Source organism: Paenibacillus sp. JL3B1040, assembly GCF_057063165.1.
Map to the genome: position 1 here is coordinate 2867866 of NZ_CM169317.1, position 24615 is coordinate 2892480.

Here is a 24615-nt window from a genome sequence, read left to right on the forward strand (position 1 = left end):
CCTTTAATGTATGTGCTACACAGACAAAAACATACGGGAGGGAAATGAAATGAGGAAAAAGGACTGTATTGCCATGCTTCTTGCCGGCGGGGAAGGACGAAGATTGTCTCCGCTGACCACCAAGCAGGCGAAACCGGCCGTGCACTTTGGCGGACAATACCGGATCATCGATTTTCCTCTCAGCAACTGCGTCAATTCCGGGATCGACACGATTGGCGTACTCACGCAATACGAAGCGGCTTCGCTCCATGAGCATATCGGCGAAGGCGAGCCCTGGAAGTTGACGCGCTCGGAGGACGGCGGGATCACCTTGCTGCCCGCTTTCCGGGAAGGCGTTGAGGAATACGCGGGAACGGCGGACGCCATTTACAAAAACATGGCATTTGTCGACGGCCATTCGCCCAAATACGTCCTTATCCTTTCGGGAGACCATATTTACCATATGGACTACCGTCACATGCTGGATTTTCACCTCAGTCACCAGGCCAAAGCGACGATTTCGGTGATGCCGGTGCCTTGGGAAGAAGCCCATCGCTTTGGCGTCATGACCCGGGATGAACGGAACCGCATTACCGAATTCGCGGAGAAACCGCCGCAGCCCACCAGCAATCTCGCCTCCATGGGCATCTATTTGTTCGAGTGGGATTTCCTGAAAAGGCAGTTGGAGGAAGATGCGGCCAATCCCGAGTCCAGTCACGATTTCGGCAAAGACTTGATTCCGAAAATGCTGGCGGGAAGCGAACCGCTGCACGCTTATGAATTCAAAGGGTATTGGCGGGACGTGGGAACGGTTCAAAGTCTGTGGGAAGCCCATATGGATTTGCTCGCCGAATCTTCCGAATGGAAGCTTCATCGGGAAGATTGGCCGATGTATACCCGGGAACGACCGGTCCTTCAAGCGGGGGGCAAAAAACGCATCGCTCATGCTCCATACTCTCTCGTCCATGATTATTGCTCGCTTGAAGGATTTGCCGAACGTTCGGTTATTTTCGACGGAACGGAAATCGGCAAGTATTCCCGGATCAAGGACAGCGTCATCATGCCGGGTGCCCAAATCGGCCGCAACGTCCAGATCGAGCGGGCCATCATCGGTGAAGGCGCCGTGATCAAGGATGGCGCCGTGATCAAAGCGGGCCCGGCGGATATCAGCGTCGTCGCCCCCTACGAAACCGTGTTCGCCAAACCCATCAACCGGTCGCAACCATCGCGTCTGCTTCAGGAGGTTTACGACAACACCCCCCGGCTTCGGGCCGAAGGTTTGCTCTCGTAACCGAAAGAAAGGGGCCGCCTCGAAAGAATCCAGGAATGATCTTTCGAGGCGGCCCCTTTGGGTATGCCTGTTCGCCGACATAGCTTAATCGCCGTTAGCTTTGCAGGTACAAATGAGGGTCCAACTGGTATAAATTAAATTCGCGGCCGTTGAGTTGCCCCGTTCCTTGGGACTGGAACCCCAGGCTTTGGTACAACCGATTTAGCTTCAGGTTCTGGTTCCAGCAGTCCAGCCGCAGTCCGGTTCGCTGCAACGCCCTGGACCGTTGGGCCGCATACCGCAAAATATCGGCACCCAGTCCGCGGCCACGGTACGGCAATCGGATCGTCAGCCGGTGCAGGTAGCTGTATCCGGGAACATTGCGCTCCCCCCAGTAGTCCGGATCGGAGTCCTGGAGCGTGAACATCGCTGCCGCTTCGCCCGAGGCATGCAGCAGATAAATCTCCCGTTCCCCATAATACGACCGGATCAACTCCGCCGTAAATTGCTGCGGATTCCACTGCTTGACGCCGTTCTCCCGCATCCAATCCGCAGCCTCAACCAGCATCCGCCGCACCTCTTCCAAATCGTCCTGACTTGCCAGCGAGACGATAAATGTCCCCTGAGCCGTTTCCAACGTATCGATTGGCATATTCAATGCAAATCCCCTTCTCTCCCTGACGTATCCAATCCCTTTAAAGTTGGGGTTGTGTCCCGTCCGGAGCGCCTTCGCCTTGTGCGTCGGTCAGCAGCGGCAGGATCACCGATACGGTCGTTCCGACGCCAAGTTCGCTTTGAATTTCCATTTCCCCATGATGCAGCTCAACCAGTTGCTGGCTGATGGCCAGCCCCAGGCCGGTGCCGCCTCCCTGGTGATTCACCTGGAAGAAACGATCCTTCACTTTGTTCAAATACTCTTCGCTGATCCCAATTCCGGTATCGATGACATCGACCCGCACGCGCCCATTCTCCAAGTGGTCGATCACCAGATGGATCCAACTTTGCTCATGGGAAAACTTGATCGCATTGTCCACGACGTTCAGGAATACCTGTTTCAGTCGGTTGCCGTCCCCGCTGACGATTGCGCTGCCATCGGTTTTGTCTTCCAGCTTCAATTGAATTTGCTTCTGCTCCGCCTTGGCCCAAACGTTCAACATCGTCTCCTGAAGCAGCTCTTTGAGGTTCACCTCGCCGATCACCAGCTTCATTTCATTGGATTGCAGTTTCGAGAAATCGAGAATTTCTTCGACGAGTCCGATCAAACGATCGGTTTCCTTGGCGATGATCCCCATCCCGATTTTCGTCTCCTCGGGATCGAAGCCGCCGGAGGTCAACGTCTCGCTCCAGCCTTTGATTCCGGTGAGCGGCGTACGCAGCTCGTGCGAAATCGAGGAGATGAAGTCGTCCTTGATCTGGTTGCTTCGGACGATCTCCTCGGCCATATAGTTCAAGGTCGCGGCCAGCTCGCCCAATTCGTACCGGTAATTTCCCTTGATTCGCGCGTCGAATTTGCCTCGTGCCATCTGTGCCGATACGGCGCGAATATTATTAATGGGTTTAACGATCGAGTTGGCCAACCCGATGCTGAACAACGTAACCAACGCCAGCACGGCGCCCGAAACGGCGATCGACATAAACGTGAGGTTCAACAGCTTGGAGTTTACCGACTCCATCGAGGTGACATAGCGGACGATATATTGCGTCTGTCCTTGAATCTGCAGCGGCCGGGATACGGCCATCACCAGTTCGCCGGTCGCCGTCTGCCGACCGATCCACTTGCCGACGTTGCCGGCTAACGCTTGCGGAACATCGCTGGTTTGAATCGCTTTATCCGCTTGGAATACGTTCGTGCTCGCCTTGACCTCCCCGTTGCGGTCCAGGATCATCAGCTCGGTGTTATCGAGTTCGAAGGTACGCAGCATCTCCGTAAAATAGTCCGGATCTCCTTCCACGTTCAGCCGGACGAACTTCTGGAAGTAATCCGATGCCCATATGGAATGATTGGACATATGGTTATAGATCGTATCGTAATAATACATGCGAATGGCCAGCGTAAAAATAACCTCGATCATAAACAGCGTTACGAATACGACAATGAAATAGTGTAAGACGATTTGCCGTCCGATCCCTTTCTTGATCATTGTCCCTCGCCTTTCCATTTATAACCGTGCCCCCACACGGTTTGCAGGAAAGCCGGTTCGGACGGATTCGTTTCGATCTTTTGCCGCAAACGTCGAATATTCACGTCCACGATCTTCGGATCGCCCATATATTCCTTGCCCCAAACATGATCCAGGAGCAAATCGCGGCTGAGCGGCGTATTCTCCTTCTCAAGGAAAAATTGGATCAGCGAAAACTCCGTCGGGGTCAACTCGATCAGCTGCCCGTTTTTCTTGAACTGTTTAGAGATCAAATCCAGTGTAAACGGTCCGGAAGTGAACGTCACCTTTGCGCTGCTCTCGCGGTAAACATTAACGCGGCGGAGCAGCGACTGGATCCGGGCAATCAGTTCGGTTGGACTAAACGGCTTGCTGACGTGATCGTCCGCCCCGACGGACAACGCGTAGACCTTATCCTGCTCCTGCACTTTGGCTGTGAGGAAAATAATCCCGATCCGTTCGTTCGTTTCCCGGATGCGGCGGCACACCTCGAAGCCGTCGATCCCCGGCACCATCACGTCGAGAAGCGCGATGTCAATGTCCGGAACGCTCTGCAGCTTGCTTAACGCTTCGTTGCCGTCCGCCGCCTCGAGAACGTCGAAGCCGTTGCGTTTCAAGTTAATGACGATAAAACTGCGGATGGACTCTTCGTCCTCCAAAATCAGCACTTTGCTCAATTTGGTTGCCCCCTCTTCAAAAAAACAGCTTAACGCTTGATTTCCGTCTCGCCTTTGTTCACTTTCAAATCCGTGTGGCTGAGGAACCCGATCACCTTATCGGCATCCCGGGCGAGCAGCTCCCAATCCGCTTTGTTCCGCTCCCATTCCGACAACGTAAAGAAACGGATCTCTGCCACCGATTCGTTCGTATCGGTTTTGACGAAAATCAGATGTTCGTTTTTGTCCGATTTCGTATCGATCGTCACATTCCCAAGCCATTCTTTCGGGAAATTGAAGTAAAACCGTCCGGCCATATCCATGTACTGCTGCATCACGAATTTGAGCCCTTCCTTCTCATCCCATTGATAATACGAAAACAGCCACGGAATTTCATCGAATGAAATATATTCCCAGCCTTTCGGCTTCTCCAGCATGCCGAGTTCCAGCAGGCCGTCGTTATTGACGTCGCCGCTCAAGATCGGATATTCTTTCAGCGTCATGTCCTGTGAAGGCAGCAGGTTGATGAGTTCCCCGTCCTTCATGACGATTACCGTCGAGAAAGCGGAGTGGGGTCCTACCGTCGCGTCGAGAATAACCCCCTTGAGGTTAGGCGTGATGTTGCCGCTGACCGCATTATAGTACTCGCTGATCGGATCGTCGAGTTCCAGATGGCTTAATTCCTTGAAAGATCCGTCGTATTGATACGTCGTTACCGTCGCATATTGCTCCCGCTTTAAATTCACGACCGTAATGTCCGGAATGCCGTCCTGGTTCAGATCGTCCACCATAAAATAATGATAGGGCAACGCGATCGCCTTCTCGACTTCGGAACCGTCGTAAGTATAAACGGTTAACCCTTTTTGAAGTTCATCGGATCCGCTCGAGAAGCCGGCGATAATCTCCAGATTGCCGTCGCCGTTCAGGTCCAGCAGATCGAACGTTTCGAGCACCTGCCCTTCGCCGTCGAATCGAACCTTCAGCGCCCAGGTGTCCCCTTGATGCTCCAAAATCATCCCGTGGATCCGCACCGCCTCATCCGGCGTTTCATAGAATACCACCGCCTCTTTATTCCCGTCGTTGTTCAGGTCCGGCGTTCGGATGGAGCTGATGTTGCGGACGTCTCGCGGCGAGACGATTTCTCCTCCCTTCAGCTCTGCCTTAATCACGCTGATTAGCGATGCGCGATCGGTGGAAAGTTGCGGCGTTTGCATCAACGATTTCGGATCGTTTATAAAGCTGCAGCCGCTCAGGACCAAGAGGAGACAAACTCCCGCCCAAGCGGTTAACCGCCTTTTGGTGAACATTCTCATCACTCGTTTCATGCCAAATCGATTAGGCGTTTCTCTTGTGGCGTCAACCGGCGTCCGGACACGTCAAGCTTGAGTTCTCCTTCATGGAGGCCCCAGATCCGCGTGCAGTAACGCTCCGCCAGTTCCAACGGCAATGCCGCAATCACGATTTTGTCCTGTTGCGTGCAAAGCTCCTTCAGCGTCTCCAACACCCGTTCCGCCGACTTGGGGTCGAGACCGATCACCGGCTCGTCCGCGGCAAGGAAGCTCGCCCCGTGCACCAACGCGCGGCAGATCGCTACCCGTTGGCGCTCGCCGCCGCTGAGCTGGCCCGCCTTAACATGGGCTTTGTCCAGCAAACCGTATTTCTCCAGTTCGTCCATCGCGCCCATATAATCGTCCGACCGCACCATCCCGGTGAGACGGCGCAACAGCGGGGTCTGTCCCGCTTGTCCGATCAAGACATTCTTCAGCGCGGTCTTTTCGGGATACAGGGATGGGTTCTGCTCAAGGTAAGCGCACTTGGACCGGTATTTCTGCGAACCGCGTCCGCCGCCTTCGACCACCTTGTCCCCATTCCACGTATAGTCTCCCCGGTTCCAGCTTTCGCGAAGCGCCAAGCAGCGCAGGAGCATGCTTTTTCCGCTGCCGCTCGCCCCGACCACGCCGATTATTTCCCCCGCACCAAACTGGACGGTAAGGTCGCGAAGCACTTTCTTCTTATTCCCATCCACCGATTTCTGCAAGTGGTTGACTCTGATCATGTCCGATTTCTCCTTTGACCCCTATGAGGTATTTCCAAAAGTCATCATCCCAGTGCAATAACCTATACCCTTTAGTGTATTGGAAAAACCGACGAAAATCCATTACAGCCTGTTCATATTTGCGCTTTTTTTGCCAAGTTCCGTCCTGAACGCCAGTCCCGACGCGGAAAACAACAGATAAGCCGCCCCCAGAAGAAGGAACAATAACGGCGCAGCGCCAAGCTGCATCGCCGCCCCGCCGAGATTCGGTCCGACGATGCTTCCGAAATTGAAATGGAAGGAAGCGATCACGTTGGCCATCGGCAGCAAATGGCGCGGGAGCAAATCCGCGGCATACGCCAGACCCAGCGAGAAGAACGAGCCGACCAGGCCGCCCGCGCCCATAAACAAGAGCAACAGAGCCATAAAGTGATTTCCGGCCAGCGGCACGGCCAAAAACAATAGCCCGCCGGACAACCCTGCGGCCATCAGCACCTTTTTGCGGCCGTACCGATCGCTGAGCATACCGAGCGGGAGCTGAAGAATCAACCCGCCGATGCCGAAGAACGGCAGCAGCGCAGCGATATCCGCGGCGCTAAGGCCCGAGCGCAAGCCGTAGATCGGGAAGTTGCTATTCATGGAAGCTTCCATGTATCCGTAAAGCAGCGAAGGCAGCAAAGCAAACCAAGCCAGCCGGTAGATGTGCGGGATTTTGCTGGGAGCGCCGGCTTCCTCCTGGCGAACAGGTTCAGGGGCGCGGTCGGGCAAGTAAATCGCGGCGAGGACCACGATGGCCAGAAACAGGAAGGCCAGCATCACGAACGGGACGGCTTGCCCGAATTCCAGGAGCCGGATGCCGAGCGGTCCGAGGCTGAACCCAAGCCCGTAGGACATCCCATACAAGGAGATGTTTCGGCCCCTTTTTTCCGGCGGCGACACTAAGATGATCCATAACTGAGAAGTGAAATGAATCGCGCTATCCCCGATCCCTACCAGCAGACGCAGCATAAACCATACCCGCAAATCCGAGACCAGCGGAAATACCGGCAAGGCGAGCATAACGAGCGCGACGCCTCCCAGCAGCAAACGTTTGAAACCGGTCCGGCGCAGCAGTTTTTCGGCAACCAGCGACATGGCGAACGATCCGGCGTACAATGCGGCGGCGTGTAGCCCGTTAACGGAAGAGGAGATCCCCCTTTCTTCCATAAAGATGGACAACACCGGCAGCAGCAGCCCTTGGCTGAGTCCGGCAATCACGATGACGGCGATCAGGATCACCGTTGGAGAAACCAAGCGATACGGTCTTGATGGCGAAAGGTTCAATGAAAGCACTCCTTCATAAAAACAAAGAAAAATCGTCAATTTTCTGACGACTTTTCCCCAAATGGTTTTTTCCGGATAATCCTTAAACATTATAGTAGACAATCCCCTCCCTAACAAGCCATAATGAATCTGAATGCTAAGATCTTTGGGAGGTTTGTTCTGTCATGGCCTATGATGTGAAAGTGGACCATTCCTTGGTCTACGAACTGATCAGCAGCTTTATGATATATACAACGCAAAAATGGGTGAACAATCTCGATGTGGGGCCGGAATGGATCGCCGAGATCGACGCCCGCCTGACGCCGGAAGAGCGGCGGCAATTCGCCGAAGCGGCCAAGTTCCCGTTCGCCGACTACGACGTGTTGTACGTTTGGGCTTTGGAGCGAAACGGAGCTGGCGAGGCAACCCGTTTTCTGGACGAGGTGGCGGAGACCCCCGTCGAAACCCTTTACCGCCGCACCAAATCCTACATTTCCGCTGTGAATATTGATACTATAGAACGGATTCGCAGCAGCTACATCCCGTTGTTGAAGTGCTGGCAGCGGCTATATTTCGGTCCGATTGAAAACCAATTTCTCCCGCTGCTGGAGGAAGATGCAGCCGAGAAGCACACGCTGCTGCAAAAGATGGATACCGACGCTCTCATCGAATACGCTTCCGGCGGCTTGGTGCTGGAACCCCTTAAACCGATCGCGCAGGTCGTACTGACCCCTTCGATTCATTTTCGGCCGATCAATACATACGTCTTCTACGAGAATGTGCTATTCATCCAATATCCGCTCGACATCCCGGAACTCGACGAGGACGAACCGCCGATGGTGTTGAAGCGCCTGACCCGCGCGCTGGCCGAACCGCAGCGCTTGCGCCTTCTTCGCTACGTCGCCGACGAGCCGAAGTCGATGCAGGAGATGCTGACGGATCTGGGCGAGCCCAAGGAACAGTTGATGCACGATTTAATGCGGCTTCGGGTCGCCGGATTGCTGCGCATCCATCTGCTGGCGCAGGATACGGAGAAATTCAGCATCCGTCCGGACGGCGCAGCGGAGCTGCAGATGTTCCTGGAATCCTACATTCGGCTGTAGCGTAAGTAGCCAATGGACGGCTTGCTTTTGGCGGGGCGCTTCCGCTTGTGTTAGGATAGAGTTAGAACTAGAGACAAGCGTTTCTTGGATAAAGGAGTGACCCGTCAATGAATAACCCCCTGCGTCAACATATTCTATTCGATTTGGACGATACGTTGGTCCATTGCAATAAATACTTCGATTTGATTCTTGACCAATTTTCCGACCTGCTGACCGAATGGTTCAAACCGCACGGCATCTCCACGCAAGAAGTCCGCGAGAAGCAGACGGAAATCGACGTCGCCGGCGTTCATCAAATCGGGTTTGCCAGCTCGCATTTTCCCGAATCGCTGGTCGACACCTATCGGTATTTCGGCCGCGTGACGGGACGGAAGGGGCTTCCCGAAGAGGAAGAACGGCTGATGAAGCTGGGGCTAAGCGTGTACGAGCAGCCGATCGAGCCGTATCCCGGGATGGTCGAAACCTTAAATCTGCTGCGCAGCCAGGGGCATGATCTCCACTTGTACACGGGAGGAGAAACCGTGATCCAACAGCGCAAAATCGAGCAAATGCGGCTGGCCGATTATTTTCAGGACCGGATTTACATTCGCCAGCACAAAAATGCCGAAGCGCTGGAGGAAATTTTGCGCTCGCGGCGGTTTGACCGTTCCCGTACATGGATGATCGGCAACAGCTTGCGTACCGATGTCATGCCGGCCCTATCCGCCGGTATCAAAGCGGTCTATATCAAAATCCCCAATGAGTGGCTATACAACATCGTGGAGCTGCAGCATGACGGGGATGCGGAATTGCATACGGTCTCTTCGCTCGAAGAGGTGCCGCGCGTGATCTTTAATCATCTTCATCAAGCAACACGGCAAAAACGGACCTTGTGAGGTCCGTTTTTGTGATTAAGAGACATAATGGGGACATACCCGCCAAACCGATCATGAAACAACCTCGTCAAAAATCCGCTCCATGGAGTCCGCCTCGGCCGAGACCGAAAACAGGATATAACGGCCATTCGTTTTCAGTACGCGCTTTTCGATCAGAAAATACTGCTCCGGCCGGTAATCCTTGAATTTGGCGGCTTGCGCGGCAATCCGTTGTTCGATTTGCTCCATAACGCGGTCCGTCTCGCTTGCTTCCTTGAGCCGGATAACCAGCAATTCGTCCGCTTTTACGTTGGATGATGCCGTAAATAATACGAAATCCTCCAGATCGTTGCTTGTGAGATGATACAACTTTTCCAGCCTATTCGCATCGCCCTGCTTCATGTTGCTTAAATCCGCCGACTTCTCGATTCGCTCGGCCACCTCGGCCGCCGTCAGGCTCCCGCTTTCCTCGTTCTTCCCGGCGCATCCTGCCAGCAGGCCGACCATAACGGCCAGTGCCAGTATTGCGATGGTTAATTTACTTCTCCATAAGTTTCGTCGCTTCATTCAATCATCTCCTGCAAATTCAGAATCGATGGATCCGCAAAAAACGTGTTGATATTGTATAGGATCAGCAGGTCCTGAATTCCCTGATCCCGAATCAGTGCCGACAAGTCGCCGTCGTAATATCGCGGATCCACGACACAGATTTCGCTGAAATGCTTTGTCAAAAACGGAATCAGGCTGTTGGCGTACGAATCTTTCACGACCAGCAGTTTCTTCCCCTCCGCTTGATCCGACGTGATCTTCACCAGTCCATGGTTCCCGTTTAAAAAGACGGCGTACTTGTCCTTCCCGCTCAAGTTCTCCATCGCGTATAAGGAATCGGCAACATACTGCTCGCCGACATACTCTACGGACACACGCTCTTCGCCTTTCGGCAGCCATAGCTCGATTTCATCCGGCCGCAGGTGTTTGAATCCACTCTTTGAATACAGCGATCCGTAGAATTGATCCGTGGCCTGCCGAAGTTCGAACTCGTTTTTGGCCTGCGGGACGATTCCCATTTGCCAGCATAACTCGCGGTATGCGTAATAAGCCCCTAAGGTCGTCCAGTGATGGTCCGTCCTGTAGTATAGATCCTCCCGGCGATTGGCGGATAGTGCCGGATAAACGTCGACAACCTTCACGGAGTTGCCGAGCGCATCCCGCATTTGCTTCAAAGAAGCGAGTTCATCGCCCACAGGCGCGAAAGCCGGCAGCTTCTCCTGATTCATCGTTAACGAAGTAGGCGCCAGCATGAAGTAGATTTGCAGGTTCGGCAGCGCAGCGGCAACCATCCGGATCGCCTCGGCGTTTTCCTCCACCTGTGCCTGCGTCGGCGGTTGAAACTGCTGGATCAAATAACCGGCCTTGCCGAGGTAGACCCCGCTCCGTTCCTTCTGTCCTAAGGCCCGTCCCATATCGGAGCTGACGCCAATCCAAAAGTCGCGGAACGGGAATTGGTCGGACACGTATTTCTCGTAATCAACTGCAAATTTACCCGAAAGTAGACGGTGCAGTGAATAATTCGGTTGCGGTTCCAGCATCCGGTTTTCCTCCGGGGAAAACTTGCGGTCCGGCGTCAGCCAACCCGCAACCGGCAGCGCGCCTATAAATACCAGCAGCAAAACGGCCATGACCTTGTGAACCTTTCTCAATTTCAACGTCCCCTCCTCTCCCCCGCATCAAAAGCGAAAATATAAAAACGGATTATAGGTTTGATGGACGAGATTCGCCGTCGATAGGAACAGCAGCAGCAAGTACAGGCCCAACGTTAAAGCGGATCCCGCGATTGCCCGTCTCTTCCGCATGCGCAACAGAAGCCGGCGCGGAAACGGCGTCGCGCATATCGCCAGCAGAATCAGCCAACCGGTGTATTCCGACAGATCGTAGAGCGCCTGCCGATCGGCTAAGCCGGGCGTGCCGTATCCGAACATCGTCCCGATGAAACGGACGGCGGTCCCCAGATGTTCGTATTCAAAAAACACCCATCCGATGATGACGGCCGCAAGCGTGTAGCCATGTGCGACAAAACGCGGGAGGCGGTGCAGCCCTTTCAGCCAAAACAGCTTTTCGGCCGTAACCAGGAACCCGAAATAAAGCCCCCACACGATAAAATTCCAGCTGGCCCCATGCCATAACCCGGTTAAGAACCACACGATCAGCAAATTACGCAGCTGTTTCGGCAATCCATTTCGGTTGCCGCCAAGCGGGATATAGACGTACTCCCGAAACCAGGAGCCCAGGGAAATATGCCATCTGCGCCAAAATTCCGTGACGCTCCGGGATATATACGGGTAGTTGAAGTTTTTCATAAAATCAAACCCGAACATCTTCCCTAGCCCGCGAGCCATGTCGGAGTATCCGCTGAAGTCGAAGTAAACTTGCAACGTGAACGCCAAAGTTCCGAGCCATGCGGAAAGCACGCTGAGTTCTCCCGGCGGCGTCGCTTTGACGCTCGTCCACAACGGGCCGATCTGATTAGCCAGCAGCGCCTTTTTGGCGAGGCCGCGGATAAACAGTTCCGCCCCTCTTCCAAACCGGTCAAGCGTCATGTGCCGGGCAACAAGTTGCCGGGCGATGTCTCCGTATTTGACGATCGGACCGGCCACAAGCTGGGGGAACATCGTCGCATAAGCGCCGAACGAGATCAGATTGCGCTGCGCGGTCACTTTGCGCCGGTAAACGTCAATCACATAGGACATCGTTTGAAACGTATAAAAGGAAATGCCGAGCGGCAGCGGAAGGTCCTCCATCTGCAGGTGAAGATGCAATAACTCGTTCAGATTGTCCGCGACAAACCCGGCGTACTTAAAGAAGAACAATACGCCCAAATTGACGATGAGGGAACCGGTCAATAAGCCGTTGGCGATCCCAAATCGCTCCCGATGCTTCTCAACCATCCGCCCAACCGCATAATTGAACAAGGTGGAGAACAGCATGATGAACAGATATAACGGCTCTCCCCAAGCGTAAAACACCAGGCTGGCCGCGAGCAGGACGGCGTTGCGAAGCTTCGGGGGCGATAAATAATAGACGAACAAGGTCGCCGGCAAAAATTGAAACAGGAAGATCAGGCTGCTGAATACCAACGCTTATCCCTCCCTGCTCCATCGGGCCGCAGGAACACAACCATCGTCACTTGACCCTTTCCTTCAAGGCTTCCAGCATGAGCGGATAAAACGCCGGCTTAAAATGAATGCCGTCCGTATCGTACAGGTCCGGATGGTCCACCGCTACCGGGGTCAGATCGACAAAAGCGACTTGTTCCTCGGCGGCCATTTCTTTCAGTTTCTCGTTATAGTCCGGGATATTTTGATAACGCGGCTCTTTTCCGAGCGCTTCGTCCGTGACGGGAGTGACCGACAAGACCGTGATTTCGGCCTGCGGCAGCTTCTGTTTGATCGCTTCAAGCAAGGCGGTGTAATGGTTGATCGCATATCGCTGCGGATCTTCCGTCGGCCACAGGATATCGTCCGATCCCAACTGAATGAAAATATGCTTGGGGTTTCGCTTGGTCAGCTGCTCCATATCCTCCATGGCGAATTCCGCCGTTTTTCCCGCACCGGCCAACACATTCTCATCAGCCAACACCTCGTGATACGCCAAGCCTTCCGTGATGGAGTCCCCCAGGAACACGCTGCTATGAAACAGCGAAGCAAGCGCGTCTTGCGGCGATTCCGAAGAAGCGAGTCCCTGTGTTTGCCGAGCGGAGTTGAAGCCGGCAGGCTCCGGCTTCAACTCTCCGCTCTGCCCTCCGCAAGCCGTGAGCGTTGCAGCGGTAATTCCGGCGATTAACATTCCAATCATTTTTTTCATTCCGTCTACTTTCCTTTCTGCGGTTTTCTGTCTCTTCACACTCAGATAGGATAAAACAACAAAATGCAGATAAGGTGCAGACCGGATCAAGATGATTTAAAAATGGACCGCATGCGGCCGCAAAAAAAGCGCAGAACCGAAGTTCTACGCTGGTTTGCGCAAATAAAAGTAAAACATCACACCCTCCGCCGTATTCGTTACGCCGTAGGGCAAGCCGTGCAACTCCAATATTTTTTTGTTGATCGCCAGGCCCAGACCGGTTCCGCCGGTTGCCGCATTTCGCGAAGGCTCCCCGCGATAAAAGCGATCCCATACTTTTTCCAACTGCTCCTCCGGTAGATGAACTCCGCGATTTTCGACGCTCACCTGGATGGCGTCCGCCTCTTCGGCCGCCGTAATGAGGATGACTCCCCCTTCCGGCGTATAACGAATCGCATTGGTCAGAAAATTGACCAAAACCTGCTCGATGCGGCGTTGGTTCGCCATGACTTCGGACGGTGCCAGCCGGGTTGAGAGCTTGAGCCGCTTGGCGGCAAGCTCCGGGGCCAGCTTGGTGCAAACCCGCTCGATCGCATGGCCGATGTCGAACGGTTCCAACTGCATTTTGTATGTGCCCGACTCGTATTTCGCCAGCTCCAGCATATCCTCGATCAGCAGGATCATCCCGTTCACTTCTTCTTCCATGGCCGCAAAATAATAGTCCCGCTTGTGGCCGGCAACTCCGTCCTTGAGCACGGCCAAGCAGCTTTGAATGACGCTTAGCGGCGTCTTCAACTCGTGCGAAACGCCGGCGATAAATTCTTTTCGCGTATGCTCCAACTGCTTTTCCTTTTCGATGTCCCGCGTAAGCTGCTGGATATGGGAATGCAGCCGCTCGGATAGCTCGTTGATGCTGCCGGACAGCTGTCCCAATTCATCCCGGCTGCGCACCGGCAATTTCTCGGAAAAGTCCAGCCGGGCGATCTGCCTGGTGGTCCGGTTGATTCGCAGCAAGGGCCGGGCAATCCGGTGGGAATAGTATAGAGAGGCCAGCACCGCCAGCAGCAATGCGGCGACTACGATATAGCCATAATAGCTCCGCATCACCGCAGCGGCCTCGCTAACGGGCTGAAGCGACGTCATGGCGAAGAGGTAAGAAGGCTGCCCCGTCCGGCCTTCGGTGCGTTTCACGAATAGTTTGTAGTTCACCTCATTCTCCGCGAAATCCATCACCTCGCCATTTGCGCTCCCGTCGTAGTCTCCGTAAAGCAGATCCGCCTGAAAAGCTTTGATCCGTTCCAGAAACAAACCGTTCGTATAGCGGGTGACGCCGGCTCCCTCAGGAAGCCGAAGGCTCGTGATGATTCCCCGAACCAGCGCCGAAGGGTACTTATCATGATACTGTTCCGGGCTCCCGAAGCGCGGGACAACCTCGTATTCCTTGCGGATCAAAGAGGAGTTTTCCAAGCGGCCTTCCTCTCTTAAATGGGAAACGCTCCTTCCCATCCGCTGCGGAATCAAATGCCCCTTCATCATAAGGCCCTCGATCGCGATCGGCTGGCCTTCCCGGGCCCACGTCCCCCCAAAAGCGTAAAGCGGATTGTCGGCGCTAAAATCGTCCACATTCGCCACGGCGTAAAGCGGAATCGTCAGCGTTTGGCCGGAAAGGCCGGGGACGTCGTCCGTCTGTTCCAACTGGACCTCCATCTCAAAATCGCCGGAGTACAGCATATTCCCCATTTCGTCCAACGCCGCGATCCAAGTGTCATGCTTCCGGTAAAATTCCCGCTCCAGTTCGGCAACGTCCTTCGCTTCCCCGCCGGTGTTCAGATAATCCTGCTCAAAGGTTTGGACGGAGGCTTTGATATCCTCCACCTTTTGATGCGCATAAAACTGTTTAAAAAACACGGTTTGCCCAGCGAAAATCAGCGCGACGATAAACAAGCAAAGCGCCGTCGTCAACAAAAACAGCTTAAGGACAATCCCTTTGATCATGGCTGCTCCTCAAATTTATAGCCAGCGCGTACGACAGTTACGATACATTTGGCCTTATCGTCCAACTTCGCCCGCAAGTTTCGCATATGGCTGTTGATCGTCCGTTCGTCGCCGGGAAAATCGTATCCCCAGATTTTCGTCATCAATTGCTCCCGGGTTACGATCGTTCCTTTGTTCTTCATGAGACAGGCCAAAAGTTCGAATTCCGTGTACGTAAGGCTGCATTCTTCCCCGCCGATCGTCACGGAACGGGAAGGAAGGTGCAAAGCGATTCCGGCGCCTACCAGGGTATCTTTCTCTTTCGCGGGCATGTGGCGCGGTTCCAGGAAACGTTTGGCCCGCGCCAGTAAAATCGGCGGACTGCACGGCTTGACGACGTAATCGTCCGCACCCAGCTCGAAGCCGAGCAACGTATCGTCTTCGTCCGAACGGGCCGTCAGCATGATGATCGGGACATCCGATACCTTGCGGATCCGTTGGCACACCGACCAACCGTCCAATTCCGGCAGCATAATGTCAAGGATGATCAATTGGACCTCGTGCTGGTCGAACAGCGCCAGCGCCTGTTTTCCGTCGCCCGCTTCCAGCACGGCGTATCCTTCATTCAGGAAATAATCTTTGATAATCTCCCGCAAAAGAAGTTTGTCTTCGACAAGCAGTATTGTTTTCGACATGGTTCTACTCCTCTTTAACTCAATAACGTTGAAGATTCTCCATGCCTACACTAACCGTTTTCGCCGGAAACATCAACCGAAGCGTCTGCTATTCCGTTCCGAAGCGTCATGAGCCGGATGAGGCCGCCGTTGTATCGGTATGCTCCAACGCGAGTTTGCCGCTGTTCCGATCGGATAAAACGATTCGCGCCTTCACCTCACCGCCCGCTTGTTTGAACGTAAGCAGTTGGGTCTGGCCTTTGGTCAACAGCGCGTTTAGCATGGAAGCGGAAATTTTCTTTCCGGCAAACTCCTTCCAGATCACGAAGCCGCAGCCCTGCTTGTAATGGGTGCAGCCGTAGCCTTTGCGGCCTTCGATGATCTGGCCGCCGCAGCCCTCGCGCGGGCAAGGCGCGAGCGGCTGCAAACCGCCGGCGGCCGACGATTTTGCGGCGGCGGAGGCGCTGCGGGACTCGCCCGCCGCCGCGCGACCGGATTTGCCGGCGCCGCGCCGGCTTCCTTTGGCCGCCTCCTCCGTGCCGAACAGGGAGGCGGCCGCTTTTTGCTGCGTGCGTACTTTCTCGATGATCGAAACGGTGAACCGGCGTACGTTATCCATAAATTTTTCCCGAGCTGCTTCGCCTTTGGAAATCTGATACAATCGCCGCTCCCACTGCCCGGTCATCTCCGGCGAGGTCAGCAGCTCGACGCCGGCGCGCCGGATCAGCTCCACAGCCGTACGGCCCTTTTGTGTTACCGTGATCTTCTTGCCCTGCATCGTAATATAACCTACGTTCTTCAAGCGCTCGATCGTTGCCGCGCGCGTGGCCGGGGTGCCGAGGCCGGCATCCTTCATCGCCTCCCGCAGCTCTTCGTTCTCTAACTGCTTCCCGGCGCTTTCCATCGCTTTCAACAGCGTTCCTTCCGTATAATGCTTCGGCGGCTGCGTCGCCTTCTCCTTGGCCAGGGCATCGACGCATTGCACCGGACGGTCCTTGTCGACCTGGAACGGTTCGCTGACCAGCTCCTCGGTTTCTTCTTCCTCTTCCTTTTTCTTCCCGCGACCGCCGCTGGATTTTGTCCCGTCGTCCCCCGGCAGGCATACTTTCCAACCGAGCGACAGCAGTTCCTTCACGTTCGTTTTGAACGTTTCGCCTTCCACCTCGGTCAGCACCGTATGCTGCTTGTACTCCGCCGCCGGATAAAAATGCGACAAAAAACGCCGGATCACCAGATCGTAGACGTTTTGTTCTTCCTTACTCAATGTGCCCGGCCGCCGCAGCGTCGGCAAAATCGCATGGTGGTCCTCGACCCGCGACGGATTACATACCGATTTGTTCCCGACATGCACCAAACTCGGCCGTCCGCCCTCAGCCAGCTCCTTGTAGCTAGATGATTTCAGCATGTGCTGCACCTTGTGCATGCCGTCGATGTTTTGCTCGGTTACATAATTGGAGCTGGTCCGCGGATAGGAAATAACCTTATGGCGTTCGTACAAGGCTTGGGCGATATCCAGCGTCTTTTTGGCGGAATAGCCGAACTTGGCGTTGGCTTCCCGCTGCAGCAAGGTCAGGTCATACAGCTTGTAGGGGTACTCCTTCGTGTCTTTGACCTCGTATTCGGCAATCCGTCCTTCCTTCCCGCGGACTTTCTCGGCAATGGCCGCCGCTTTCTCCCCGTCCGTCAGCCGGTCGCCTTGCCAACTGCCCGTATACTTGCGCGCGTCCTGCTCGAACTCCGCTTTGATCTCATAGTAGGTCAGCGAATCGAAGTTTTCAATTTCCTTCTGACGGTCGTAAATCAGTGCCAATACCGGGGTTTGCACCCGGCCGACCGACAGCAGCTCCCGATGCTTGGTCGTAAACGCCCGCGTGGCGTTCATCCCGATCAGCCAGTCCGCTTCGCTGCGCGCCCGCGCAGCCAGCGTCAAATTCTCGAACTCGGACGCATCGTGCAGCTCGTCAAACCCTTTGGCGATGCTCTCGCTGGTCAAGTCGGATATCCACAGCCGCTTGACGGGCTGGGTCAACTGCAACTGCTGCTGGATCAGCGCAAAAATATACTGTCCTTCGCGCGCGGCGTCGCAGGCATTCACGATCGTGTCGCAGCGTTTGGCCAGCTCGCCGATCGTGTTCAATTGCTCCTTCGTCCGCGGGTTCGGCACGATCTTGAACCGGTCCGGCAGAATCGGCAGGTCACCAAAACTCCAGCGTTTGTATTTTTCGTCATAGGCGTCCGGCTCGGCCAACCCCAACAAATGACCTATCGCCCAAGTGATGATATAGCGCTCTCCCTCCAGATAGGACCGGTTGTTTTTCGCTTTCGGCTCGATCACCGCGGCGATCGTCCGTCCCATGTCCGGTTTTTCGGCAATTACGAGCGTTTTCATGCTTAAGCGCCCCTCTTCCTTTGTCTCTCTGTCGTTTCCCGAAAAAAAGAGCCGCGCTTCGCGCAGCTCTAGTAAGCTAGTAACTATTATAGCATATTGACCCAGGATCGTCCTGTAAATTCTTGCGGCCTTCAGGCAAACGTTAGACCAGGACCGTCGATCCCATTAGGTATTTATCCACTTCGCGGGCGGCCTCCCGGCCCTCGTTGATCGCCCATACGACCAAGCTTTGGCCGCGGCGCATATCGCCGGCGGCAAACACTTTGTCGACATTCGTTTTGAATTGGCCGTATTTCGCCTTCACGTTGGTGCGGCGGTCTGTTTCCAGTCCCAATTCCTCCGTTAGCGTCGATTCCGGACCATCGAAGCCGATCGCAATGAGCGCCATTTGGGCCGGGAAGACGCGTTCCGTGCCCGGGATCGGCTGATAGATCTTGCGGCCGGTCTCATCGACGGTCCGCTGGATTTGCACGGTGTGCAGCTCCTTCAAGTTGCCGTTCTCGTCGCCGACGAACCGCGTCGTCATGATCGAGAATTCGCGCGGATCGCTGCCGAACAAAGCCTTGGCTTCTTCTTGGGCGTAGTCGAGCGTGTAGACGTTCGGAAACTGCGGCCAAGGATTGTGAATCGGATCGCGTTCGAGCGGGGCTTTGGTATGCGTGCCGAATTGCGTAATGCTGCGGCAACCGTGGCGCAACGCCGTGGCCACGCAGTCGGAGCCCGTGTCGCCGCCGCCGATCACGATGACGTCCTTCCCTTCGGCGGACAAATATTGCCCATCGGTTAAACCGGAGTCCAGGTAGCTCTTGATCGTGCCGTTTAAGAACGGCATGGCATAATGCACGCCATTCAGATCGCTGCCCTCGATGTTGAATTCGCGCGGTTTCGTCGCCCCGCCGCACAGCACCACAGCGTCGAATTCGGCGACAAGCCGCTGCGCTTTGATATCCTTGCCGATTTCCGTATTCGTGATGAATTTGACGCCTTCGGCAGCCAACAAGTCGACTCGGCGTTGCACGACCGTTTTATCCAGCTTCATCGTCGGAATGCCGTACATCAGAAGGCCGCCGATCCGGTCCGAACGCTCATAGACGGTCACCTCGTGACCCGCCTTGTTCAATTGGGCGGCACAGGCCAGACCGGCCGGTCCGGAGCCGACGATCGCCACTCTACGGCCTGTCCGCTTCTCCGGAGGTTCGGGTACGACCCAGCCTTCCTCGAATCCTTTGTCGATAATCGCCTGCTCAATCGTCTTGATCGTTACCGGATGCCCGATCAGGCCTACCGTACAGGAGCCTTCGCAAGGCGCGGGGCATACTCGGCCCGTAAATTCCGGGAAATTGTTCGTTTTGTGCAAGCGGTCCAGCGCCTCTTTCCATAGATTGCGGTAGACCAGGTTATTCCACTCCGGAATCAGGTTGTGCACCGGGCACCCCGACGTCCCGCCAACCATATCGATGCCCGTATGGCAATACGGCGTGCCGCAATCCATGCAGCGCGCGCCTTGGGTGCGCAGCTCCTCGTCGGACATGTGCTTATGAAATTCCTCCCAGTCCTTCACCCGTTCGGACGGGCTCCGGTCTCCGGGAAGCTCGCGTTTGAACTCCATAAATCCTGTTGGTGTCGACATCAAAAAGTTCCCCCATCCGTTTATCTTGTTAAAAAGTCAGCCGATCCGCCAAACCGGACGAAATGTGACTTTTTATACGCCGTCATTAGTGTATCTTGATGTTAGCATTTCGGGGGAACTGTTATTAATGGATTATTGATATGATAATTTGTACTTATCATCACATCATTTGCGGCGTTCATAAGTCAGAAAACGGTAATCATAGGGGTTCTTCTCGTCCCGCACCCCCGGTTCTTCATGGACTAATTCAAAATCTTCCCACGCAAAGTGAGGAAAAAACACATCCCCTTCGATGTCTTCATCGATTCGGGTCACCAGCAGCCGATCCGCCAACGGAAGGAAATGTTGGAATACGCCCGCGCCGCCGATCACCATCAGCTCGCCACGCTTCGCGTAAGCCAACGCTTCATCCACCGAATGAACGACGTCAGCCCCCTCGGCCGTGTAAGAAGCATCCGCCGTAATCACGACGTTATGCCGGTTCGGCAGCGGTTTGCGTCCCAGCGATTCCCAGGTTTTGCGGCCCATAACGATCGTTTTTCCCGTCGTCTGCGCCTTAAAAAATTTCAGATCGGCGGGCAGCCTCCAGGGCAGCTGGTTATTCCGGCCGATAGCTCCGTTCCTGGACATTGCCCATATAAGTGTAATCATCCCTATGCGATACCGCCCTTTCCCGTAAAATTAAACGGCAACCGTCGCTTTAATCGTCGGATGGTATTGATAACCGACAAATTCGAAATCTTCGTACACATAATCGAAGATCGATTCCGGCTTGCGCTTGATCACCAGCTTCGGCAACGGATAAGGCTCGCGCTCCAGCTGCGTTTTCACCTGCTCGACATGATTGTTGTAGATGTGCACATCCCCGCCGGACCAAATAAACTCCCCAACCTCAAGATCGCATTGTTGGGCGATCATATGCGTCAGCAGCGCATAACTTGCGATGTTAAACGGCAGTCCGAGGAACGTGTCCACCGAACGCATCGTCAGCATGCAGGACAGCTTGCCGTTCGCCACATAAAATTGAAAGACGAAGTGGCATGGCGGCAGCTTCATTTGATCCACCTCGGCCACATTCCAGGCGCTGACCAGGTGGCGGCGCGAATCGGGATTCTTCTTGATCGCTTCCACGACACCGGCGATTTGATCGATCTTCCGGCCGTCCGGCGCTTCCCAGGAACGCCATTGCGAACCATATACCGGCCCCAGGTCGCCGTTCTCGTCCGCCCACTCGTCCCAAATCCGGACGCCATGCTCTTTGAGATAAGCGATATTCGTATCGCCCCGCAAAAACCACAGCAGCTCGTGAATCACCGACTTCAAATGAATCCTTTTGGTCGTCACCAGCGGAAACCCTACGCTCAAATCGAAACGCAGCTGCCGGCCGAATACGGAGCGCGTCCCTACACCGGTTCGGTCCTCTTTGGGCGTTCCGTTCTTTAGAACATCCTCCAGCAAATCCAAGTAATTTCTCATCGTTCTAACACCCCGTCACATTGGTCTTCTAATCCATCCTATTATAGCAGACTTCCCTGTGTTTTGAATTGGATGTTGTGGAAGGCCATACGACTCGGATGCCTCATTTGCGGCTTTCCGTCCGCAGCAGATCCAGCACATACGATTTCAAGTTAACCATACGCAAAAAATCCGGTCTCTTCTCCGTTCCGCAGATGATCAGCGGCACAAGTGACGCCTGCGCATCCAAGCCGCCGTGAGCCCCTCCCGAGGCATGCGTGGGCGCCCCGGCTTCCGCCAGTTCATAACCCGGTTTGGCGGTGACGACGAGAAATCGCCCTTCATGCGACCGGAGTGCGCCTTGCAGCCGGCTCAGCGGATCAGGATATTGGCCGTATCCGATCCGGGTTTTCCCCGCTCGCCCGGCTTCGCTTCTCCGCGTCAAATCCAGAACCTGTTCCGCTCCCTGCACGGTCCACGATTGATCGTAGTCATCCTTCAGTTCGCCCCCCGCTTTAAATTTCATGGATGCCGAATTTCCCGCTTTGATGCAGTGAATCCAGCCATCTTCTTGCCAGGAGATGATGTCGATCCGCGGGTCGGTTTTCAGTGTGTCGGCTATTTCCCCCAGCGTCACCTCCGGTTTCAAACTGTAGACGTAGGCCATCGTATCGTTAACGCCGAGAGCAATTTCGGTGGACTTCTCGATCGTTTCGCCGGTGGGCAGCACCCGATAACGCTGCAACTGTTTCGGCAGATCGATCACCGGCCGTTGTTTTTTGGGAAAAACCCTGCTCATCCCGCTATCCCCCGCAACGATCAGAACGAAGTCGTTGAGCGCTTGCTTTTTAGAACCGAAAGCGTCCAGCAATTCCCGCAATCGACGATCCGTCTCCCGAATCCCTTCGCGGTCGTCCGGTCCGTGCTTGTGCAATTTCCCGTCAAGCTCAGGCAAATAGACGAGCAAAAAGTCCGGCAGTTGATCGGTCCGGATCAAGTATTTTACGGTCTCTACGGCATAGCGGTCATTGAAGCCCAGTCGGTCGAACGGCCCGTCAGGCAAATCGGTTACTCCGTCCAGCGGGTTCGACAAAGACCCGAAGGCCAGGAAATCCGGTCCGTGCACTTGGATGGGCTGAGTCAGCGATAACAGATCGCGGATCGGTGGCGGCAAGACGAAATGATGTTCCGTTTTCCCGCGGTAAACCAAGCCGTTGACGGACCCGGAGGTAAGCCCCAAGCGATGCAAATCCTCATACAGGGTCGGCAGTTCGGGATTCAAATGCTTTCCGTTTAAATCCCTTAACGCATGAAGCAATACCGGCTTCGTTCCGCGGCGCAAGATTTCAAAAGGACCGGATCCATAGCCGATCACTTTCTTCCCATTTTCGGGATACCAGGTCAATCCCGGCACATGATGCCCGTCAGGGTAAGTTCCGGTCAGCAGGGTGCTGTCAATCGTGACCGACATGGTTGGGAAAGAGCTGACCATATCCGGATAAAATTGGCCGTGTTCAATTAAATATTGAAACGTCGGAAGCTCGTTCGCCTGGACTCCGCGTTGGATCGATTGAGCCATAAGGGAGTCGGCCAGCACGAAAATGACTTTTTTCTTTCCTTCGGACAGCCCGTTAGCCGATTGAATATGCTGTAAATCTGGTTCTTCCGGAATTCGGGATTGCTGACATCCGCCCGGAATCAGGCAAACGACCAAGAGCATAAGCCATAAGTTTATGTACTTGTGCCGAGCAAATTTTCGGTGCATTTACTTTCACCCGCCTTGAAGTTTAGGCTTAGTATGTCATTTCTCCCTGCGAAAATTCCGTGAATGATCAATGTTCGGAACGTAGGTTCGCATCGATGATTGACTTTCGGGATTTGGTAGTTTATAGTGGATAATACCAAAATCAAATAGAATGATCGCGAGTGAAGCACCTCGCAAGGCAGGCGATGATCGCCTTTCTTGGGGTGCTTTTTTTCGTTCTCTATGATGATGGTAAATTCATTGTGATGGGAGTTGACGGTTTGTGAAGTGGAGAACATCAGTCAGGCTGGCCTTGTTAGCGGCGCTCTTGCTTTCGGTGATGCTGGGCGGAACTAGCCAAGCGAAAGCCGCAAGCAGTTGGGAAGCGGCTTTCAACGGGATCGATGCCATCTACGACGGGCTAACGGCGGTACAGGCGGTGGTCAAGCAGGAAAGCGCCGAGATTACGGCGCTGCGGAAGAAGAATAACGAAGCATTGTCGGCGTTAAACGCCAAGGTCAAAGCGATCGATCAAGCGACGGTTACCCGCCTGACCCAGGAAACCGAGGCCTTGCAGCGCAAGCACGCCCCTCTGTTGGAACAGTACGCGGCATTAGGCAAACAAGTCGCGGCAGCCAAGAAACGCAAGGATAAGAAGGCGACGGATCTGCTGGAATTGAAGCGTAATCAGATGAAGCCTGCGGCAACGAAGGCTTCGGCGGAGATCAAGGCGAAGAAGGATGCACTCGCCGCCGCGAAGAAGTCCAAGGCAGCCAAAGCGAAGGTAGTGAAAGACGCGCTAGCCCCGGTGCAGACGTTAAAAAAGCAGATCACCGCCGAAAACAAATCCGTCGCCGCCGCGCGAAAACACCTTTCGGCGGCGGATAAGCGATATAAGGCCAGCGTAAAGCGAGGCGACGCAATCACCGCCGCGCTGGAACTCAAAACAGTGTATGACCAAACCAAAGCCGTCCACAATTCCTTAACGAAAGTATACGAATGGGAGAAGAAAATCGCCCAAACCGTATCGGCAGCGGCCGCCAAGCTGCCCAAGTGAATCTTCGTTACTTCTCCGGCGTCAAATCCAGCTCAAGGGTCCCGCGGACGCCTTCGTCTTCGTATCGGACCTTGATCTTCAAGCTTTCGTTCTTCACATACTCCGCGGGCAGATCATAGCTTTCTTTCTCCGATGCATTTTTGGGTAAGCCCATGGAATGTACGGCAGCGCAGTCACGGTCTTCACGAGCAAACTCTTCATGCTCGATGGTGACGAGGCTTCCGCAGTTGGCTAGAATGTCCACCATCGTGTTCGTTTTGTTCGTTATCGTGACTTCCAGACGATAAGTTGCGCCGTCCTCCAACCGAACGGCTTGCGCAGTCACCTGAAGAATCTTGTCTTCGGCTTGGCTCGACAATCGGTCGGGATAAACCGGGGGCGATTCTTCGGTTTGCTTCAACGGCTGGGAACCAAGCAGCATCGTGAGCAGCAGGTAGACCAGAAAGATGACGTTAGTGCTACGAGCGATCATACGCACTCCTCCTTCCCTTCAA

Annotated in this window: 22 protein-coding genes; 4 read left to right on the forward strand and 18 right to left on the reverse strand. The window is 54.7% G+C overall.

Annotated elements, in window-relative coordinates:
• The first annotated feature begins 49 nt into the window (after positions 1-49).
• The gene (locus ACZF99_RS12890) at positions 50-1270 is read left to right on the forward strand and encodes a glucose-1-phosphate adenylyltransferase (RefSeq protein ID WP_483612375.1); all 1221 of its coding nucleotides are present in this window, start codon (positions 50-52) and stop codon (positions 1268-1270) included.
• Positions 1271-1364: 94 nt separating this feature from the next.
• Here the strand turns inward: ACZF99_RS12890 and ACZF99_RS12895 are convergent, their stop codons facing one another.
• The 6 genes from ACZF99_RS12895 to ACZF99_RS12920 form a co-directional block, all read right to left on the reverse strand.
• Positions 1365-1901 carry a GNAT family N-acetyltransferase gene (locus ACZF99_RS12895; protein WP_483612699.1) on the reverse strand — a complete coding sequence of 179 codons (537 nt, stop codon included), beginning with the start codon at positions 1899-1901 and terminating at the stop codon, positions 1365-1367.
• A gap of 43 nt (positions 1902-1944) precedes the next feature.
• Positions 1945-3390 (reverse strand): sensor histidine kinase, encoded by a 1446-nt coding sequence (locus tag ACZF99_RS12900; protein ID WP_483612378.1) that lies wholly within the window; start codon positions 3388-3390, stop codon positions 1945-1947.
• Positions 3387-4085 carry a response regulator transcription factor gene (locus ACZF99_RS12905; protein ID WP_059042890.1) on the reverse strand — a complete coding sequence of 233 codons (699 nt, stop codon included), beginning with the start codon at positions 4083-4085 and terminating at the stop codon, positions 3387-3389. Before ACZF99_RS12905 ends, ACZF99_RS12900 begins: the two co-directional genes overlap by 4 nt.
• Before the next feature lie 29 nt (positions 4086-4114).
• Positions 4115-5389 (reverse strand): hypothetical protein, encoded by a 1275-nt coding sequence (locus ACZF99_RS12910; protein ID WP_483612380.1) that lies wholly within the window; start codon positions 5387-5389, stop codon positions 4115-4117.
• Positions 5386-6120, reverse strand: coding sequence for a phosphonate ABC transporter ATP-binding protein (locus ACZF99_RS12915; protein ID WP_483612382.1), 735 nt, complete (start codon positions 6118-6120; stop codon positions 5386-5388). Before ACZF99_RS12915 ends, ACZF99_RS12910 begins: the two co-directional genes overlap by 4 nt.
• Positions 6121-6222: 102 nt before the next feature.
• On the reverse strand, positions 6223-7512 hold the full coding sequence (locus ACZF99_RS12920) for an MFS transporter (RefSeq protein ID WP_483612384.1): 1290 nt from the start codon (positions 7510-7512) through the stop codon (positions 6223-6225).
• Positions 7513-7586: 74 nt separating this feature from the next.
• Here ACZF99_RS12920 and ACZF99_RS12925 point away from each other — a divergent pair, with 74 nt between their 5' ends.
• Together ACZF99_RS12925 and ACZF99_RS12930 are read left to right on the forward strand one after the other, a co-directional pair.
• Positions 7587-8504, forward strand: a complete 918-nt coding sequence (locus ACZF99_RS12925; RefSeq protein ID WP_483612386.1) for an ArsR family transcriptional regulator — start codon at positions 7587-7589, stop codon at positions 8502-8504.
• 107 nt (positions 8505-8611) lie between these two features.
• Positions 8612-9379: an HAD family hydrolase gene (locus ACZF99_RS12930; RefSeq protein ID WP_483612388.1), complete on the forward strand. Its 768-nt coding sequence runs from the start codon at positions 8612-8614 to the stop codon at positions 9377-9379.
• A 51-nt stretch (positions 9380-9430) separates the two neighbouring features.
• On the opposite strand, the gene ACZF99_RS12935 is transcribed toward ACZF99_RS12930, so the two are convergent.
• The 11 genes from ACZF99_RS12935 to ACZF99_RS12985 all read right to left on the reverse strand — a co-directional run bounded on the left by ACZF99_RS12935 (position 9431) and on the right by ACZF99_RS12985 (position 23040).
• Entirely contained in the window at positions 9431-9925 is a 495-nt protein-coding gene (locus ACZF99_RS12935; RefSeq protein ID WP_483612390.1) for a DUF4358 domain-containing protein, read from the reverse strand.
• Positions 9922-11064 carry a DHHW family protein gene (locus ACZF99_RS12940; RefSeq protein ID WP_483612392.1) on the reverse strand — a complete coding sequence of 381 codons (1143 nt, stop codon included), beginning with the start codon at positions 11062-11064 and terminating at the stop codon, positions 9922-9924. The genes ACZF99_RS12935 and ACZF99_RS12940 overlap by 4 nt, the downstream gene beginning before the upstream one ends.
• A 21-nt stretch (positions 11065-11085) precedes the next feature.
• Positions 11086-12492: an MBOAT family O-acyltransferase gene (locus ACZF99_RS12945; RefSeq protein WP_483612394.1), complete on the reverse strand. Its 1407-nt coding sequence runs from the start codon at positions 12490-12492 to the stop codon at positions 11086-11088.
• Positions 12493-12538: 46 nt separating this feature from the next.
• Positions 12539-13219, reverse strand: coding sequence for a GDSL-type esterase/lipase family protein (locus ACZF99_RS12950; RefSeq protein ID WP_483612396.1), 681 nt, complete (start codon positions 13217-13219; stop codon positions 12539-12541).
• Between the two features lie 144 nt (positions 13220-13363).
• Positions 13364-15193, reverse strand: coding sequence for a sensor histidine kinase (locus tag ACZF99_RS12955; RefSeq protein ID WP_483612398.1), 1830 nt, complete (start codon positions 15191-15193; stop codon positions 13364-13366).
• A complete protein-coding gene (locus ACZF99_RS12960) occupies positions 15190-15867 on the reverse strand; it encodes a response regulator transcription factor (RefSeq protein ID WP_483612400.1) in 678 nt (225 codons plus the stop codon). Before ACZF99_RS12960 ends, ACZF99_RS12955 begins: the two co-directional genes overlap by 4 nt.
• 106 nt (positions 15868-15973) lie before the next feature.
• Entirely contained in the window at positions 15974-18235 is a 2262-nt protein-coding gene (locus tag ACZF99_RS12965) for a type IA DNA topoisomerase (protein WP_483612402.1), read from the reverse strand.
• A 142-nt stretch (positions 18236-18377) separates the two neighbouring features.
• On the reverse strand, positions 18378-19865 hold the full coding sequence (locus ACZF99_RS12970; RefSeq protein WP_483612404.1) for a glutamate synthase subunit beta: 1488 nt from the start codon (positions 19863-19865) through the stop codon (positions 18378-18380).
• 165 nt (positions 19866-20030) lie between these two features.
• Positions 20031-20495 (reverse strand): dihydrofolate reductase, encoded by a 465-nt coding sequence (locus ACZF99_RS12975; RefSeq protein ID WP_483612406.1) that lies wholly within the window; start codon positions 20493-20495, stop codon positions 20031-20033.
• A 51-nt stretch (positions 20496-20546) separates the two neighbouring features.
• A complete protein-coding gene (gene thyA, locus ACZF99_RS12980; protein WP_483612408.1) occupies positions 20547-21341 on the reverse strand; it encodes a thymidylate synthase in 795 nt (264 codons plus the stop codon).
• A gap of 103 nt (positions 21342-21444) precedes the next feature.
• Positions 21445-23040, reverse strand: a complete 1596-nt coding sequence (locus ACZF99_RS12985; protein WP_483612410.1) for an alkaline phosphatase family protein — start codon at positions 23038-23040, stop codon at positions 21445-21447.
• Between the two features lie 307 nt (positions 23041-23347).
• On the opposite strand from ACZF99_RS12985, the gene ACZF99_RS12990 reads away from it, so the two are divergent.
• Positions 23348-24121: a hypothetical protein gene (locus tag ACZF99_RS12990; protein ID WP_483612412.1), complete on the forward strand. Its 774-nt coding sequence runs from the start codon at positions 23348-23350 to the stop codon at positions 24119-24121.
• A gap of 7 nt (positions 24122-24128) precedes the next feature.
• Here ACZF99_RS12990 and ACZF99_RS12995 read toward each other — a convergent pair whose 3' ends face one another.
• On the reverse strand, positions 24129-24593 hold the full coding sequence (locus ACZF99_RS12995; RefSeq protein WP_483612414.1) for a hypothetical protein: 465 nt from the start codon (positions 24591-24593) through the stop codon (positions 24129-24131).
• Between the last annotated feature and the right edge of the window lie 22 nt (positions 24594-24615).

What these genes read in the sequence shown, in the direction of transcription:
- ACZF99_RS12890 (WP_483612375.1), top strand. Translation starts at nt 50, where the DNA reads ATGAGGAAAAAGGACTGTATTGCCATGCTTCTTGCCGGCGGGGAAGGA.
- ACZF99_RS12895 (WP_483612699.1), bottom strand. Translation starts at nt 1,901, where the DNA reads ATGCCAATCGATACGTTGGAAACGGCTCAGGGGACATTTATCGTCTCG.
- ACZF99_RS12900 (WP_483612378.1), bottom strand. Translation starts at nt 3,390, where the DNA reads ATGATCAAGAAAGGGATCGGACGGCAAATCGTCTTACACTATTTCATT.
- ACZF99_RS12910 (WP_483612380.1), bottom strand. Translation starts at nt 5,389, where the DNA reads ATGAAACGAGTGATGAGAATGTTCACCAAAAGGCGGTTAACCGCTTGG.
- ACZF99_RS12915 (WP_483612382.1), bottom strand. Translation starts at nt 6,120, where the DNA reads ATGATCAGAGTCAACCACTTGCAGAAATCGGTGGATGGGAATAAGAAG.
- ACZF99_RS12920 (WP_483612384.1), bottom strand. Translation starts at nt 7,512, where the DNA reads ATGTTTAAGGATTATCCGGAAAAAACCATTTGGGGAAAAGTCGTCAGA.
- ACZF99_RS12925 (WP_483612386.1), top strand. Translation starts at nt 7,587, where the DNA reads ATGGCCTATGATGTGAAAGTGGACCATTCCTTGGTCTACGAACTGATC.
- ACZF99_RS12930 (WP_483612388.1), top strand. Translation starts at nt 8,612, where the DNA reads ATGAATAACCCCCTGCGTCAACATATTCTATTCGATTTGGACGATACG.
- ACZF99_RS12935 (WP_483612390.1), bottom strand. Translation starts at nt 9,925, where the DNA reads ATGAAGCGACGAAACTTATGGAGAAGTAAATTAACCATCGCAATACTG.
- ACZF99_RS12950 (WP_483612396.1), bottom strand. Translation starts at nt 13,219, where the DNA reads ATGAAAAAAATGATTGGAATGTTAATCGCCGGAATTACCGCTGCAACG.
- ACZF99_RS12955 (WP_483612398.1), bottom strand. Translation starts at nt 15,193, where the DNA reads ATGATCAAAGGGATTGTCCTTAAGCTGTTTTTGTTGACGACGGCGCTT.
- ACZF99_RS12960 (WP_483612400.1), bottom strand. Translation starts at nt 15,867, where the DNA reads ATGTCGAAAACAATACTGCTTGTCGAAGACAAACTTCTTTTGCGGGAG.
- ACZF99_RS12965 (WP_483612402.1), bottom strand. Translation starts at nt 18,235, where the DNA reads ATGAAAACGCTCGTAATTGCCGAAAAACCGGACATGGGACGGACGATC.
- ACZF99_RS12970 (WP_483612404.1), bottom strand. Translation starts at nt 19,865, where the DNA reads ATGTCGACACCAACAGGATTTATGGAGTTCAAACGCGAGCTTCCCGGA.
- ACZF99_RS12975 (WP_483612406.1), bottom strand. Translation starts at nt 20,495, where the DNA reads ATGTCCAGGAACGGAGCTATCGGCCGGAATAACCAGCTGCCCTGGAGG.
- thyA (WP_483612408.1), bottom strand. Translation starts at nt 21,341, where the DNA reads ATGAGAAATTACTTGGATTTGCTGGAGGATGTTCTAAAGAACGGAACG.
- ACZF99_RS12985 (WP_483612410.1), bottom strand. Translation starts at nt 23,040, where the DNA reads ATGCTCTTGGTCGTTTGCCTGATTCCGGGCGGATGTCAGCAATCCCGA.
- ACZF99_RS12995 (WP_483612414.1), bottom strand. Translation starts at nt 24,593, where the DNA reads ATGATCGCTCGTAGCACTAACGTCATCTTTCTGGTCTACCTGCTGCTC.